This is a genomic window from Acinetobacter sp. S-1 (genome assembly GCF_059579785.1).
In genome coordinates this window covers 2,673,360-2,689,951 of sequence record NZ_CM184207.1, presented here as the reverse complement: position 1 = coordinate 2,689,951, position 16,592 = coordinate 2,673,360, and the positions used below count along the sequence as shown (strand labels likewise).

Genomic DNA, 16,592 nt, shown 5'->3' with positions numbered 1-16,592 from the left:
ATGGGGTAGTTTACCCGAAATTATGATTTGGGCGTGAACAATGTCTGCCAACCTTTGCTTTTCCAAAATGATCTGATTTTCATTTGTTCAATTTAGATCAGAAAGTACGGGTGGATTTAACGAAATAATTTAAGCATCAAAATATGTATTGCTACTTTTAATTTGGGGAAGATAAGAATGCTATTAGCGCAGCAGTTGGGTAAATGGGCAGAGCAAACGGCTTTAAACCTGTTACAAAAGCAAAACTATGTATGGGTAACCAGTAATTACCATTCACGCGGTGGTGAAGTGGATTTGATTGTTAAAAGAGGGCAAGAGCTGGTTTTTGTTGAGGTAAAGGCGCGTACTATAGGAAATTATGGACAAGCTTGCGAAATGGTGACGAGAACAAAGCAGAAAAAAATTATTAAAACCGCGATGCGTTTTTTACAGCGCTACCCATCTTATCAGGATTTTTATTGTCGTTTTGATGTGATTTGTTTTGATTTTCCACAGAAAATTGCAAAAACAGTACAGCAAGACTTTTCAAATTTCCATTATGATCTGCAATGGATCGAAAATGCATTTACTTTGGATTAAGAGTTCATTACTCTTTTGAGCAAATTAAAACCGATGTTTTATGATCAAGCCAAGAAGAGATTGATAGGAGTCTGGTGGAGTGTTGAAACGTATTGCTGTAACAGCGCTTTGTGTCGCAAGTTTGTCAGGTTGCGCAAGTTTTATTTCTGGTGGAACAGGTACAGCTCCAGTCGGAACAGATAGTGGTGTACGTAGCTTAGGTCAGGTATTCATTGATTCTTCAATTAAACGTACAGCGAATATTAACCTCTATAAGCTTGATCAGCGTTTTAAACAATCACGTATTAATATCGAAAGTTTCCATAGTACTGTTTTATTAACAGGACAAGTGCCAGACCCATACTTGAAACAATTGGCAGAAGACAATCTTAAAGCCATGAGTGATGTAAAAGCTGTACATAACTACATTACCGTGGGTAATAAGGTCAGCTATAACACGATCATGCAAGATGCTGGTGTAACTGCAAATACACGTGCTCTTTTAATGAAAGCGCCAGTTGTATCGGACAGTAAAGTACTTGTCCATACCGAAGATGGTGTTTTATATGTGATGGGCCGTTTAAATACAGCTGAAATTAATGATTTAAATAATGTGCTTCAAAATGTTGGTAACGTGACCAAAATTGTGACACTCATTGATAACGTTGATTTAGCACCTGCGCCAGCGGCGAGTACTGCTAGTGCAACGACTACACCAATTATTAATAACGTCATTGCTCAACCAACAGTTCAAACTCCTGTTGCAATTGATCCTGACCAAACAGATCCAGCTTCGAATGCACAGTAATATATGAATCTGATTGAACAACTACAAAGTAAAATTGAACAGGCGCGAACTCTTTATAAAGAGTTCCGCCTTTATGATTTGGGGAGTTTTGCTTTAAACCGTTTTACGCCAAAAGATGGTTTTGAACAGGTCGCAAATGTACGTTATGGTCTAAAGCCGCGTCACCGTTTGGATATTTATCGATCTGTTAAAAAACTAGCACATCAGCCTCTTATTGTTTTTGTACATGGTGGTGCTTGGCAACATGGTAATAAGCGAGATTATCTTTTTATTGGTGAGACGTTTGCTAAAGAAGGCTATGACGTTGCAGTTATCAACTATCAATTAGCTCCTAAAAATATTTTTCCGAGTTTTGTTGATGACCTGACTCAGGCATTGAATTATTTACATCAAAACCAAGACAAACTAGAAATTTCTACAGAAAATGTTGTGCTTATGGGACATTCGGCAGGAGCATTTAATGTAATGTCTGCTGTTTATCACCCAACGCCAAATCCTATTCAATGTTTAGGTAATATTAAGGCGATTTTTGGTTTAGCTGGACCTTATCATTTTGATTATAAGGGTGATCCACTTGCAGAAGATGCTTTTGATCAAAGTATTTCTTATCAAGAGGTGATGCCATACTATTTCGTCAATCAAAATAGTATTAAACATTACTTGCTCATGGCTGAAAATGATCAGCTTGTCGGTAAAGAAAATACGTTGGATTTGGATCGGGCTTTAAGACAGAGTGGAAATCACAGCCATATCGCTGTGATTCCTAAAACTGGACATATTACAATTTTGGCCAGTCTTTCTAGCTTTATTAGCCACTATTTCAGAACGAAAAGAACGATCTTACATTTTCTCGAAGAAGTGTTTTAAACGAGAGTCTCGTTTAAAACACGGCAGATTACCCAGCTTGGGTAATCTGCATAATCATTGAATGAGCAATACTTCCTTTAAACGGAATCTCAGGTAATTGATCAATTTTGAAAAATTGGGCATCTGCAATTTCTTCTTCTTGAAGCTTAATTTCACCCGACTCATATTCTGCCCGAAATGCCACCATAAGGTTACTTGGGAATGGCCAAGGCTGGCTGGACATATACTGAATATTTTTAAGTTTTAAACCGACTTCTTCAAAGGCTTCACGTTGTACTGCCTCTTCAAGTGTTTCGCCCACCTCAACAAAACCTGCAATCAAACCATACATATTGGTTTTGTTATGAACTGATTTAGCCAGCAAGATTTCATCATCACCACGAGTAATGACGGTAATAATGCAAGGGTTTACACGAGGATATTGGTGGTAGCGACAAGAAGGGCATACCATTGCATATTCGGTTGGATGAACTTCTGTCGGATGTCCACAGTGACTACAAAACTTATGGTTACGTCGCCATTCAAGTAATTGAACAGCACGGCTCGCTTGCAAAAACTGTTCTTTCGACCAGCTGGTAATAAGCTGGCGAATTGGGACAAGTTGTAAGCCTTCGGGGATAGGTTCCTCAGCAAGCAAGTCACGTGCAATGACCTGCTCATCATGAGTGAAAAGTAAATCACTTGCTAACTTTTCGACTTTGGGTAGTTGGAGATTCTGGTCAACCAGTAATTGTTGATGATGGAAAATATAAGCAAGTGATAATTCAGACATTAAGCTGCCTTTTTTTGAAGTTGTTGACTACTCGACAATGCTACATTAAACATGGATTGTAGAACAGGTTGTTTATTTTTTAAATTGTCAACTAACATGTCAATGCCTGCTAATACATTAAAAATACAGTGAATTTGGTCTGTATTAAAAGACTGATTTTGTTCAAGTTGCTCTTGAACAAATTGGGCAGTTTGGAGTAAAGCATGTTGTTGCGTCGTGCTTCCTAAAAATTCGGCTGCACCTGCTAACTCTTTTAATGAACTTGCAATCGCTTCAATATTTTGTGTCTGATCACTGGCATACAACGTAAGACTTTGGCAGATAAAATCAATTAAATTTTTTGTCTCGGTAAGCAAAGCTTGATGAGCTTCATCAAGACGATCTAAAGAAATAGCCGTATTATTCACGCTAAGTTGTAGACGATTTGACGTGTAATTGCGTACCAAAATACCAATTGAGTTCATGGCAGATAAAATGCTGTTCATGAGCTGCTGAGCATAGTTTTCATTACTTAAAATGTTAAGTTGACTTAAACTGCTGGCTTGTTGAGAAAGAGCAGATGCGGCTTCATCAAGGTTTAGGAGTTTAAAAGTATAAGCTAACTGCAAAAGGCTTGTTTGTAGTTGCTGTGCTTTTTCAGGCGACATATTTTGATAGTTGTATTCAATATCGTTCCGCACCTTATTCATTTCATCCAAGATTAATTGGCTGACCGTGTGCATCGTATCAAAGTCAGGACCAAAAAGATGGCGACTTAAAACGAGTAATTGAGTATCAGTCGGTGTTTCATCACCAATATGAAGTTGGTTACGAATATGGTGAGCAATCTCATCTTCTTGAGCGATGACAATACTTAAAATATCTGCGAATGCCGCTAAATTAGGTTCAAAACTTTCGGGTGCTGTCAAAAATAGAGCAATATGACTTTCAATATTAATCAGTACACGTAGGCGTGAATCATTTAAAAGTAGGTCATCAATATGGTTAAAAGCGTAATTGACGAGCTGCCAATATTTTTGGCTTGGCTGAGTGTTCGCCATGCTGACCAAATAGGTTGCAATAAGTTTAAAGGCTTGAAAATTCTGAGCTGATGGTGTCTTGTTTAAAAATTGGTGTAGAGATAGTTTGTATAGTTGATGGATGAACTGAGTTTTTTCACTAATTAATATTTCAGGCAAGGGTAGTTCAAGCGAAGTATTTGCAAGTAAAGGAACAATAGCTTGTCCCGATGTAGTCAGTGGTTTATTTAAAGCTAATTCTAAATTATTTAAGGTCGTAAGAAGAAACTGTGGAACTTGTATTTCGCGCAAACAGATAAATTCAATATAACGCTTTACCATGGTCGTGCCTTCGCTTAGGGCAACAACATCATCCGTATTGATTTGGGCTGGATTCGCAATAATTTTTTGCATCAACTCAGTCGAATATTGAGTGATTTTTGCAAGATAAGGAACATCAATTAAGCGTAGAACTTGAGTGCATTGCTTAAACTGTTCTAATGCATCATCAATACCAAAAGGGAGGGTTTGTTCTTCAATTAAGGTACTTACTGCACCTTCAACCAGTTTTATTGAACGATCAATTTCATGTTTAATGATGAGTAAAGCTGTTGGATCGAAATGAATCGACGTATGCTCAGACATAAACGTTCCCCTTTGCAAAAAAATCAATTGTTATATTCATAGTGCTCAATAATTTGAGCTAAAAATCTATGCGACTAATATAACTTAACTTACAAAGGGGAAAAGCTAAAAACACTAAAGAATCAAAAATTTATTTTGCAAAAAGGCAAGGTTCTCCGTGTTTTTCCTCATATTCTTTGACCCAAGTCTCATGTGTATTTAACTCTTCATCTGAAGGGTAAATTACAGGAAGATCAATTTGAACTCTGCTTCTATTGGTTGTTTGCTGGCTATTTTCACTCTGAGATAAGGCATCAATATCAAAAGAAACCTGACCACCAGTCATTGCCAAGTAAACATCAGCAAGAATTTCAGCATCGAGTAATGCACCGTGGAAAGTACGGTCACGTGCTGGAATTTCATAACGTCTTACAAGCGCATCAAGGGAGTTTTTTTGTCCCGGATGTTTGTTTTTCGCTAAAGCTAAAGTATCTGTTACCTCACATACTTCAGAAAGTGCAGGAAGTCCTACGCGCTTAAACTCCATATCAAGGAAGTTCATATCGAAGGTCGCGTTATGGGCAATAATCTCTGCACCTTTGAGATAATCAAATAAGGTGTCAGCAATGTCCGCATAGAGCGGTTTGTCTTTTAAGAAATCATCGCTGATACCGTGGATGTTTTCTGAGTCTCCCACTGGTTTTTGTGGGTTAATATAAATATGAATCGAGCTACCCGTAAGCTTACGGTTAATCATCTCAATCGCGCCCACCTCAATAATGCGGTCGCCATCTTGGAAATAAAAACCAGTAGTTTCCGTATCGAGAATCAGTTGTCGAGGCCCTTGTAATTTTAATTTGGCTTCGGTCACAACGATTTGAGGATGAATGTTGTTGGTTGACTGCTTACTTTCTTGTTCGGCAGTTTCAACTTCAATAATTTCTTCTTCCACAATAATCATCTCAACTTCTTCAGATGCTTCAAGATGAATATTTTCTTCTTCTGTTGCCTCAGCTAGCTCAAACCCGAAAGGGTCATCTAGCAACCAGTCCTGTTCAGGCTTTTTTATATCTTGCGATACAGTGGCAGACTGTGGTTGCTTGAGTTCTTTCGCAGTTTTGTCTGCACCTAAATTAGCAAGCTGGTCTGCCATTTCATTGCCAGGGTGTCCTGCGTGGCCTTTAATCCAGTTCCACTCAATATTTCTACCTGCACAGACAGCATCTAATTTCTGCCAAAGGTCAGGATTTTTTACATCTTTCCAGTTTTTCTTTTTCCAACCATGAATCCACTCAGTAATACCTTGCTTCACATAATTTGAATCTGTCCAGATAATCAAATGTGCATCGGTTGGACAAAATGAAACACCTTCAATGGCAGCAGTGAGTTCCATACGGTTATTGGTCGTATCAGGCTCACCGCCAAATAATTTATGTTCACCCTGCTCAGTAATGACATACGCGCCCCAACCACCTAAACCCGGATTGCCACGACATGCACCATCAACATACAGTGTGATTGTTTGAGACATAAATCGAAACCTAAACTAAAAGAAAAAGAACTGAATATGGTGTATTGTATACGCAAAAAGTTCGGTTCCATCGTATCAAAGCAAGGTTTTTTTAATTTCTTGTAACATTTCCATGCAAATGACATTAAATTATTGCCTTGTCTATCTTGCATGCTTTACTACAATGGCATCGAAGACCTAGGGTTTGTGGGCAGACCCCAAAAAAATATTACGCGAGTTGTTTGGAAGTTTTTATGTATAAACCAACCACATTTGTGTGGCAGCCATCTGCAGCATCATTGTTTAAAATTACCGTACTTAGCTCTGCGTTAGCTGCGTTGGGTATTACAACAGGCTGTTCATCGACTCCGCAATCTGCAAAAACCTCAAAATCGAAACAGGTCAGTGGTGCAGGTTATTTAGATGCGAGTAGTCTTGATTCATTGGAAGACTTACTTTCAGCAACTGATATGCGTGCTGTAGAGGGTGACCGTCTGCTTATTTTAAAGCATGGTGATGTCTGGAAACGTATGTCTGTTGGTTTCAAAATGGATTTGAACCATTGGGATTCACGTATTGAAGCTCAGCGTAGTTGGTTTATTTCTCGTCAGCCTTATCTTGATCGTTTAAGTGCCCGTGCAAGTCGTTATTTGTACCATACAGTTAAAGAAGCTGAACGCCGTGGTTTGCCGACAGAACTTGCACTCTTACCTGTAATTGAAAGTTCATATGACCCAGCTGCAACAAGTAGTGCCGCAGCAGCAGGTTTATGGCAGTTTATTCCGAGTACTGGCCGTATTTATGGCTTAAAGCAAACAGGCATGTATGATGGCCGTCGAGATGTTGTTGAGTCGACCCGTGCTGCCTATGAGTTTTTAGGAAGCTTATATAATCAATTCGGTTCTTGGGAGCTTGCTTTAGCAGCCTATAATGCTGGACCGGGACGTATTCAACAAGCAATTAACCGAAATCAGGCAGCAGGTTTACCAACTGATTATTGGTCTTTAAAATTACCTCAAGAAACCATGAACTATGTTCCTCGTTTCTTGGCTGTTGCCCAAATTATTAAAAATCCAAAAGCTTACGGTATTTCTTTACCACCAATTGCAAATAGACCCCATTTCCGTGAAGTGACTTTATCTGCACCTTTATCTTTAAATGAAATTGCTTCTGTAGCTGGATTAAGTCGTTCGGAACTCTATGCATTAAACCCAGGATATCGTGGTGAAATGGTAGACCCTGCAAGTCCAATGCGTATCTTGATTCCAGCCGATTTAAGTCCTTCAATTGATAATAAATTAAAAGGTATGAAGTCTGGCGGTGGTTCAGGTTGGTGGGCAAATGTGACTTCACCATCTAAGCCAGATGTAAGTGCTTCAACATCTGTGACAATTAAAACCACGCCTGCAAATCAGGTGCAACCAGTTAAACCGTCAACACCTACTAAAACAACGAGCAGCTCTACCACGGTAAAAACTTCAACTCCTCGTGGGTCTGATGCTTTAGCCGCGTTTGCAGCTTCGGCTGATGTACCAAGTGCTCCACGTATTCCTGTTGCTGTGACACCTGCGGCAAATATTAAGCAAGTGAAGACAGAGCCACCAATCTCGGCTGCAGAACGTGAAAAGATTTTAGCGGCAGTTCGAGCTGAAGGTGAGAAAGAAACAGTTCAACAAGCTTTAGAGCCACAACCAACGCAGGCTGAAAAAGATCAAGTAGTTGCTGAGTTAAAAGCTATTGCACCACAAGGAACAGAAATTGTTGATCCTTATGATGGCAAAATTAAGTTAACTGCGATTCAAACAAGTCAGTCAGTTGCAGAGCAACAAGGTAAAGAAGTAAGTAAAGGTTTTGCATATCCAAAAACTTTAGCTGAAGATGTGACTGTAGCTAACTCTGAAGATGGGCAGCGCAATAAAGACAAGCCTTACATTAAAACTGACACAGATGTAGTGGTTGTGCAGCCAAAAGGCAAACGTAGTACCTATACAGTTTTACCGGGAGATACTTTAGCCGTTATCGCGATGAAAAATGGCGTAAACTGGCGCGATGTTGCTAAGTGGAACCAGATTGACCCTGAAAAGACGTTATATGTTGGTTCAACGCTTTATCTTTATGACGCTAAGCCACAAGAAGCTCAAACGACTTCAAAAAGCACAGCTAAACCAGATGTATATGTCGTTCAGGCTAACGATAGCTTAAGTGGTGTGGCTAACCAGTTTAATTTGTCAGTAAGACAATTGGCTGAATATAACGATTTATCAGTGACTGATGGCTTATTTGTTGGGCAAAAACTACAGTTAAAAGAACCAAAAAATAGTCGCTCAAGTGCTAAAGCAGAACCGAAAGCTGTTCAGGCAAGTGCAAAACGTATAGCAACTAAGAGCTATACTGTGAAGCGCGGTGAATACCTTAAATTGATTGCAGATCGTTATGCGCTCTCTAATCAGGAACTTGCTGAATTAACACCGGGATTAACTGCGGGCAGTAACTTGATGGTAGGCCAAAAAATTAATGTGCCTACACAAGATATTTCTGTAGATGAAGTTGCTGAAACTAAGGCTTCTAGTAAATCTGAGAAAGCATCGGCAAGTGTTTCTTATAAAACAGAAGGCTATAAAGTACAACGTGGTGATACTTTATCTAGTATTGCAACTAAATCAAAAATTAGCCTAGCTGAGTTAGCCGAGTTAAATAACTTAAAAGCAAATAGCCATGTGCAGCTTGGTCAAACTTTAAAAGTACCGGCAGGCTTAAGTGTTCCAGATCAATACGTTGTACAGTCTGGCGATAGCTTAAATGCGATTGCGAGTAAATATAATTTGCAAACAAGCTATTTGGCTGACCTAAACGGTTTGTCTCGTACTGCTGGTTTGCGTGCTGGTCAACGTTTAAAACTAACAGGTACGGTTGAAGAAGCGCCAACTAAATCTTCTAAAAACGCCAAAGAAGAAACACCAGAAACTTATACAGTTAAATCTGGTGATAGCTTAGGTAATATTGCTAATCGCTACCACTTACAGTTGGACTACCTTGCTTCATTAAATGGTCTTTCACGCAACAGTAGCGTTCGTGTGGGGCAGCGTTTAAAGCTAACGGGTGATGTGCCTACAGTTGAAACAGCTAAAGTAGATACTAAGTCTTTAACTAAAACGGTTGCTGCTGGTAAAAACACTGAAAGATATACAGTTAAATCTGGTGAGTCTTTAAATAGTATCGCGAGCCGTGCGGGTATTTCAGTGCGTGAACTGGCTGAAATGAATGCATTAAAAGCAAATGCTAACTTACAGCGCGGTCAGAATATTGTGATTCCAAAAACTGTCGTGGAATACAAAGTGAAGCGTGGTGATACTTTAATCGGTCTTGCGAGTAAATATGGTTTAGAAACCAATTTATTGGCTGAGCTGAATAATTTAACGCCTTCTACTCAGCTTCGCATTGGTGATGTGATTAAAGTGCCTAATTTGTAAAATAATTAGCCACTTATGCATAAATTAAATTTTCAACTGAGCCTGCTAGTCGGGCTCAGTGTCATTTCCCATAGTGTTTTTTCTGCACAGCAAACCACTTCATATATAGCGATTCATTCTAAGCCTAAGTATTTAGAAATGATGGCTATGCCATATGCAAACCCTAATGCACCTAAAGGTGGCCTATTAAGTCAGGCAGCTCAAGGAACTTTTGATAACCTCAATAGTATGAATGGGAAAGGGAATGCTACAGAAGGCGTTAATTATCTTTTTGATACTTTAATGACCCAATCACTTGATGAGGTTGGAGTTTTATATCCGCTTTTGGCTCAGAAAGTGAGTTATGACCCAGAAAAAACGCAATCAGTGACTTTCTATTTAAATCCTAAAGCGCGTTTTAGTAATGGGCAGCCAGTCACTGCGGCAGATGTTAAATTTAGTTTTGATGCTTATCAGACTAAATCTAATTTAGGTTTGCAAATGTATCTTGCTGATTTGGCTAAAACCGAAGTAATAAATACTCATCAAGTAAAGTTTAGTTTTAAGTCTATCCATAACCCTAAAATGCCATTTATTTTGGCTACCTTACCCATTTATTCAAAAGCAGATTGGCAAAAAAGAGATTTTAGCCGCATTACTTTACAACCGATTATTGGTTCGGGACCGTATGTAGTTGAACGAATCGATCCGGGTAGAAGCATTAGTTATAAACGAAACCCGAATTATTGGGCAAAAGATTTACCTATTAATAAGGGGCGTTATAACTTTGACCGATTAAAATATGTCTATTATCGAAATTGGGATATTGCTTTTGAAGGATTTAAATCTGGGCAATACACTTTGCATGAAGAAACTAACCCAAAAAAATGGGTAACAGATTACCGTTTTCCAGCCGTAAAAGCAGGGTTGGTTACTCAATATAAGTTTCGTCATCATAATCCTATCGCCACTGAAAGCTATGTTTTTAATACGCGACGAAAACCTTTAAATGATATTCGTTTTAGACAAGCTTTAACCTATGCTTATGACTTTGAATGGCAGAATAAAGCTTTGTTTTATGGACAATATCAGCGCCTACAAAGTTATTTTGAAAATAGTGAATTAGCAGCAACAGGCCGACCTTCAAAAACTGAATTAGAGTTGTTAAAGCCGTTATTGCCTAAGTTATCTCCAATCATGCAGCAAGGTGTTTTAGCAAATTGGAAATACCCCGTGTCTGATGCGAGTGGATTTAACCGTCAGAATTTATTAACTGCGCGCCAATTGCTTATACAAGCTGGCTATAAAGTTAAAGAAGGGCAGCTCTTTACCCCTGAGGGCAAGAAAGTTCAGCTTGAGTTTTTAATTCAGCAAGATGGTAAACAACGAACACTTTTACCTTTTATTCGTAACTTAAAAAAGTTAGGTATTGCAGTTAATTTGCGTCAGGTTGATGCTCCGCAATATTTAGAACGGACTCGTCGTTACGATTTTGATATGACCACAATGAATTTGCCTCAATCTCTCAATCCGGGAAATGAACAGACTCAATTTTGGGGGAGTATCGCCGCAGCTCAGGATGGAAATTACAATTATGCTGGAATTCGCAATCCAGTAATTGATCAAGTGATTTCAAAACTCGTTGCGAGTAAAAATCGTGAACAGCAGGTTATTTATACTCGCATTCTCGATCGATTGCTTAGAGCTGGTTATTATCAAATCCCGACTTATGGTAAAGGTGAAAACTGGTATGCTTATTGGAATATGTATCAACAACCTAAAATTAAACCAGCACTTTCTTCTGGGATAGAATATTGGTGGAGTGATGCAAACAAAGCCAAAACAGTTGCCAAATATCTACATCAACAATAAAAAGCACCTGCCATAAAGGAAATCCTGTTATATGGGTTCATATATTCTCAAGCGACTTCTTTTAATGATTCCCACATTATTTGTCATTCTATTGATTAACTTTGTGTTTGTGCAAATTGCACCGGGTGGACCAGTTGAGCAAGCAATACATCAGGCACAAAGCGATTTGGGAATTGGTCGTGCATTAAGTGCAGAAACTTATTATCAAGGTGCTCAAGGTTTAAGCCCTGAAATGGTTGAACAAATTAAGGCACAGTATGGCTTTGATCGTTCTGCCCCTGAACGATTTTTTCTAATGTTAAAAGGCTATTTAACTTTAGATTTTGGACAAAGTTTCTTTAAAGATAAACCGGTTGTACAATTGGTGTGGGAAAAAATGCCTGTTTCCATTTCACTTGGGCTGGTGAGTACTTTGCTGATTTACCTCATTTCTATTCCTCTGGGAATTAAAAAGGCAAAGCAGCAGGGCTCTTGGTTTGATCGATCCACTTCTTTAGTGCTTGTGGTGGGGTACGCTGTACCAAGTTTTGTATTTGCTATTTTGTTAGTTGTTTTTTTTGCAGGTGGGTCTTATTTTCAATGGTTTCCATTACAAAACTTAGTATCAGATAACTTCCATCAACTTAGTTTATGGGGCAAAGTTACCGATTATTTATGGCATATGACTCTGCCACTGATTACGATGGTATTGGGTGGTTTTGCCAGTTTAACCTATTTAACTAAATACTCATTTTTAGAAGAACTCAATAAACCCTACGTTTTGGCAGCATATGCAAAAGGTTTGAACAGCCAACAAGTCTTATATAAGCATGTCTTTCGTAATGCCATTTTAGTTGTGCTCGCAGGATTGCCAGAAGCGTTAGCAGGTATTTTCTTTGTGGGTAACCTGTTTGTAGAAATTATCTTTCACCTAGATGGGGTGGGGTTGTTGGGCTTTGAAGCGATTGTTCAGCGCGACTATCCTGTTATTTTTGGTGTCTTATTTTTCTTTACTGTATTTAGCCTGATTTTACGTCTCATTTGTGATGTGTTGTACCAATGGATTGATCCACGAATTCACTTTGATGCGCAAGGAGGCAAATAATGTCCTTGATTGTGCGGACACGATTACAGCGTTTTAGACAGCATAAATTGGGCTGGGCCAGCTTTATTTTATTTAGTCTGATTTTGGTTTTGTCATTAGCCGCGGAGCTGATTGCTAACGATAAACCGTTGTTAGTGAAGTATGAAGATTCGTACTATTTGCCTGTGTTGAAAACTTATCCGGAAACGACGTTTGGTGGAGTGTTTGAAACAGAAGCTGACTATAAAGATCCCGCCGTACAAGCGCTTATTGAAACTAAAGGATGGGCAGTTTGGCCCCTCATTCAATTTTCATATCAAACGCCCAATTTAGATTTGGCAGTTCCTGTGCCATCACCACCCTCCAAGCAAAACTGGTTGGGAACAGATGATCAAGGAAGGGATGTTCTTGCCCGTATTCTTTATGGCTTAAGAGTATCGTTGCTTTTCGGTTTAGCTTTAACCTTTTGTTCCGCTTTATTTGGAATTACCGTGGGTGCCATTCAAGGTTATTATGGCGGTTGGGTAGATTTATTGGGGCAACGTTTGGTTGAGGTCTGGAATGGCTTACCCATGCTTTTTATGGTTATGATTTTAGTCAGTATGTTTGTTCCAAATGTATATTGGCTATTTTTCATTATGCTATTTTTCGGCTGGACCGTTTTGGTGGGCATTGTTAGGGCAGAATTTTTAAAAGCTCGCCAGTTAGATTATGTGCGTGCAGCCCAAGTTTTGGGAGTGACTGATCGTGCGATTATTTTTAGGCATATTTTGCCAAATGCGATCAATTCGAGTTTGTCTCAGTTACCTTTTATTTTAACGACCAATATTAGCGCTTTAACTGCTCTTGATTTTTTAGGATATGGACTACCGCCAGATGCTGCCTCTTTAGGTGAATTATTGCTTCAAGGTAAAAATAATTTAGATGCGCCATGGCTAGCAATTTCAGGCTTTTTTAGTCTGGCGATTGTTCTTTCACTTCTAATTTATATTGGGGAGGCGGCTCGTGATGCTTTTGACCCAAGAAAATAATTTAAATCCCACGTCAACATTATTAAAAGTAGAGCAACTTTCGGTTCAAACTAAAGACGAAAAGGTTTTATTGGAAGATCTGAATTTTTACTTAAATGAAGGGGAAACATTGGCTATTGTGGGCGAAAGTGGTTCAGGTAAATCGATGAGCTGCTTAGCAATAATGGGCTTGCTACAAGATAAATTAGAAATAACGGGGCAGGTCTGGATTGGTTCACAAAATATGCTTGAGCTAGATGAAAGAGCTCAATCAAATTTACGTGGTCGACAAATCGCTATGATTTTTCAAGAGCCTGCTACTGCATTAAATCCGCTCCATCGGGTTGAAAAAATTATAGGGGAAAATCTTCTTTTATCTGGTTTTTCAAAACAAGAAGTTCGACAGCAAATATTAGAACTGCTAAAAGATGTGGGAATTGTTGAACCAGAACAAATGTTAAAACGTTATCCTCATGAGCTTTCTGGTGGACAAAGACAACGTGTCATGATCGCGATGACATTGGCGCTTCGGCCTAAAATTTTGATTGCTGATGAACCTACTACTGCGTTGGATGTGGTTTTACAGATACAGATTTTAGAGCTATTAAAATCTTTGCAAAGCAAATATGGGATGGCACTTATTTTAATTAGCCATGACCTCAATTTAGTGCATCGCTATGCTGAGAAACTTATTGTATTGCAAAATGGGCGTGTCGTAGAGCAAGGTGAACTGAGCCAAATCTTTGCAAATCCTAAAACAACTTATACAGCACAGTTGTTAGATCATGATTTTGGAAAAGTAGAGTCTAGACCTGCTCAACAGAATGTTTTATCAGTTCGACAACTCAGCGTGCAGTTTCCTATAAGAAAAGGAATTTTAAATCGCATTCAAGGGTATTTCACCGCAATAGAAGATTTGAGTTTTGACCTTGCTCAAGGTGAAGCACTTGGGGTAGTTGGTGAAAGTGGTGCGGGTAAGTCATCTTTAGCCCTCGCTTTGGTTCAGCTTATTCAGAGCAAAGGGCAGATTGTTTTTTTAGGTCAAGATTTAAATCAACTACAGCCCAAAGCCCTACGCTTGATGAGATCAGATTTTCAACTTGTCTTCCAAGATCCATTTGGAAGTTTAAACCCGCGTATGACAGTAGGGCAGATTATTGCGGAAGGATTGAAAGTGAAAGCCGTAGCTGATAACGAGATCAAACAGCAAGTTGAATCTGCTTTGGTAAAAGTTGAATTGGCTGAAGATTTTCAATATCGTTACCCACATGAGCTTTCAGGTGGCCAACGTCAACGTGTCGCCTTAGCCAGAGCTTTGGTAGTTCAACCTAAACTTTTAATTCTGGATGAACCTACCTCTGCCTTAGATCGGACCACGCAAAAAGCCATGATCAAATTGTTGAGACAATTACAGCAAACTGAGCAGTTAAGTTATATTTTCATTAGTCATGATCTCAATATAGTAAAAGCACTTTGCCATAAAATGATGGTATTACGTCATGCAAAAGTTGTTGAATATCAGGAAACTGAACTCTTATTTTCTAAGCCTCAAAGTGAATATACGAAACAGTTAATTACAGCATCTCTTTAAATATTTATATTAAGTAATTGTTTTATATAAATAAATTATGGTTAAACTTCTAGTGCAAAAAGTTGCATATTTTAATTTTTTTTAAAATTGACATGTGCTATTGTCAGTTATCGATTATGACTTGACATGCCCAATAACTCATTTAAATTAGAGTAATTGCTCTAAAATTCAAAGAACAGAGGTTAACCATGAACCAGATTGCTCAACCCATCACAATTCGTAATACCACCTTTAAAAACCGAATTATTAAAGGTGCAATGAGTGAGGCACTTGCAAATTATGAAGGCCAACCAAATGACTTACATTTGGGTTTATATGGTGCATGGGCAAAAGGTGAGCTTGGCTGTGCAATTACGGGTAATGTCATGGTAAATGCCAGCGCAAAAAATGAACCGGGTGTTGTTGTTATTGAAACTGAACGTGACCTAGAGCGCTTAAAAGAGTGGGCGGCATTAGGTAAAAAATATGGCATGGTTCAGTTGATTCAATTATCGCATCCAGGTCGTCAGTGTCCAAAAGGTTTAAATAAAGAAACCGTAGCACCTTCAGCCGTACCTTTTAGCCCAGCTTTAGCAACCATGTTTGGAACGCCACGTGAACTTACTCATGACGAAATTCTAGATATTATTAAACGTTTTGCGACAGCAGCTCACATTTGTGAAAAAGCAGGTTTTGAAGGGGTGCAATTACACGGTGCACATGGCTATTTAATTAGTCAGTTTTTATCACCATTAACCAATAAGCGTACAGATCAGTGGGGCGGTTCAGTTGAAAATCGTACTCGTTTTTTACTAGAGGTTTATAAAGCGGTACGTGAAGCGACTTCAGATAATTTTATCATTTCAGTGAAGCTTAACTCGGCTGACTTCCAGCGTGGCGGTATTAGCGAAGAAGATGTAATTTCAGTATTTAAAGCAGTGGATGAAGCTGGTATCGATTTAATTGAAATTTCAGGCGGTACTTACGAAGCACCAGCAATGGCTGGAGCTAAGGCCGACAAACGTAAAGCAAGTACGATTGCACGCGAAGCATACTTTTTAGATTTTGCAGAGAAAATCCGCCAGCATGTTAAGTGTAAACTCATGGTGACAGGTGGCTTCCGTACTGTAGAGGGTATGAATGCCGCACTTGAAAGTGGTGCATGTGACTTTATTGGTATTGCTCGCCCATTTGCAGTAGAAACTGATTTAACTGAGCGTTTAATTGCAGGGCAAGATGTTCGCTATGCAGTAAAACCAATTAAAACAGGCTTACCATTTGTTGATAAGATGGCAATTATGGAAATTATTTGGTATGCAGCTCAATTTAAAACGATTGGCAAAGGTAAAAAGCCAAATCCAAAACTTTCACCACTGGTAGTGTTTTTAAATTACGCCAAAGGCAATATTAAAGCGGTGATTCAAGGACAAGTTAATTCACGTAAGTCTGCATAAATCTGATGCGCCATTTCACTAGCTGAAATGGCGTATT

Annotated in this window: 12 protein-coding genes; 9 read left to right on the top strand and 3 right to left on the bottom strand. The window is 38.8% G+C overall.

The annotated features are described in order from the left end of the window. The first annotated feature begins 177 nt into the window (after positions 1–177). From AC52J8_RS12785 to AC52J8_RS12775, 3 genes are all read left to right on the top strand, one after another. The gene (locus AC52J8_RS12785) at positions 178–579 is read left to right on the top strand and encodes a YraN family protein (protein WP_057085809.1); all 402 of its coding nucleotides are present in this window, start codon (positions 178–180) and stop codon (positions 577–579) included. A gap of 79 nt (positions 580–658) precedes the next feature. After that, positions 659–1,366 (top strand): BON domain-containing protein, encoded by a 708-nt coding sequence (locus tag AC52J8_RS12780; protein WP_002117601.1) that lies wholly within the window; start codon positions 659–661, stop codon positions 1,364–1,366. A gap of 3 nt (positions 1,367–1,369) precedes the next feature. Further along, a complete protein-coding gene (locus tag AC52J8_RS12775) occupies positions 1,370–2,233 on the top strand; it encodes an alpha/beta hydrolase (RefSeq protein WP_014206106.1) in 864 nt (287 codons plus the stop codon). 28 nt (positions 2,234–2,261) lie between these two features. Here AC52J8_RS12775 and nudC read toward each other — a convergent pair whose 3' ends face one another. The 3 genes from nudC to dnaQ form a co-directional block, all read right to left on the bottom strand. After that, the gene (nudC, locus tag AC52J8_RS12770) at positions 2,262–3,005 is read right to left on the bottom strand and encodes an NAD(+) diphosphatase (RefSeq protein ID WP_005070517.1); all 744 of its coding nucleotides are present in this window, start codon (positions 3,003–3,005) and stop codon (positions 2,262–2,264) included. Continuing rightward, on the bottom strand, positions 3,005–4,648 hold the full coding sequence (locus AC52J8_RS12765; protein ID WP_086400148.1) for a chemotaxis protein: 1,644 nt from the start codon (positions 4,646–4,648) through the stop codon (positions 3,005–3,007). The genes nudC and AC52J8_RS12765 overlap by 1 nt, the downstream gene beginning before the upstream one ends. Positions 4,649–4,778: 130 nt before the next feature. Further along, positions 4,779–6,158, bottom strand: a complete 1,380-nt coding sequence (gene dnaQ, locus AC52J8_RS12760; RefSeq protein WP_086400147.1) for a DNA polymerase III subunit epsilon — start codon at positions 6,156–6,158, stop codon at positions 4,779–4,781. Between the two features lie 233 nt (positions 6,159–6,391). Here dnaQ and AC52J8_RS12755 point away from each other — a divergent pair, with 233 nt between their 5' ends. The 6 genes from AC52J8_RS12755 (at position 6,392) to AC52J8_RS12730 (ending at position 16,555) form a co-directional block, all read left to right on the top strand. Continuing rightward, a complete protein-coding gene (locus AC52J8_RS12755; protein WP_086400146.1) occupies positions 6,392–9,607 on the top strand; it encodes a lytic transglycosylase in 3,216 nt (1,071 codons plus the stop codon). Between the two features lie 15 nt (positions 9,608–9,622). Next, on the top strand, positions 9,623–11,458 hold the full coding sequence (locus tag AC52J8_RS12750) for an extracellular solute-binding protein (RefSeq protein ID WP_197738935.1): 1,836 nt from the start codon (positions 9,623–9,625) through the stop codon (positions 11,456–11,458). 31 nt (positions 11,459–11,489) lie between these two features. After that, positions 11,490–12,542, top strand: coding sequence for a microcin C ABC transporter permease YejB (locus AC52J8_RS12745; protein WP_197738934.1), 1,053 nt, complete (start codon positions 11,490–11,492; stop codon positions 12,540–12,542). Further along, positions 12,542–13,552, top strand: coding sequence for an ABC transporter permease (locus AC52J8_RS12740; protein ID WP_086400145.1), 1,011 nt, complete (start codon positions 12,542–12,544; stop codon positions 13,550–13,552). Before AC52J8_RS12745 ends, AC52J8_RS12740 begins: the two co-directional genes overlap by 1 nt. Then, positions 13,527–15,122: an ABC transporter ATP-binding protein gene (locus AC52J8_RS12735; protein WP_086400144.1), complete on the top strand. Its 1,596-nt coding sequence runs from the start codon at positions 13,527–13,529 to the stop codon at positions 15,120–15,122. The genes AC52J8_RS12740 and AC52J8_RS12735 overlap by 26 nt, the downstream gene beginning before the upstream one ends. A gap of 188 nt (positions 15,123–15,310) precedes the next feature. After that, positions 15,311–16,555, top strand: coding sequence for an NADH:flavin oxidoreductase/NADH oxidase family protein (locus tag AC52J8_RS12730; RefSeq protein WP_086400143.1), 1,245 nt, complete (start codon positions 15,311–15,313; stop codon positions 16,553–16,555). The last annotated feature ends 37 nt before the right edge of the window (positions 16,556–16,592 follow it).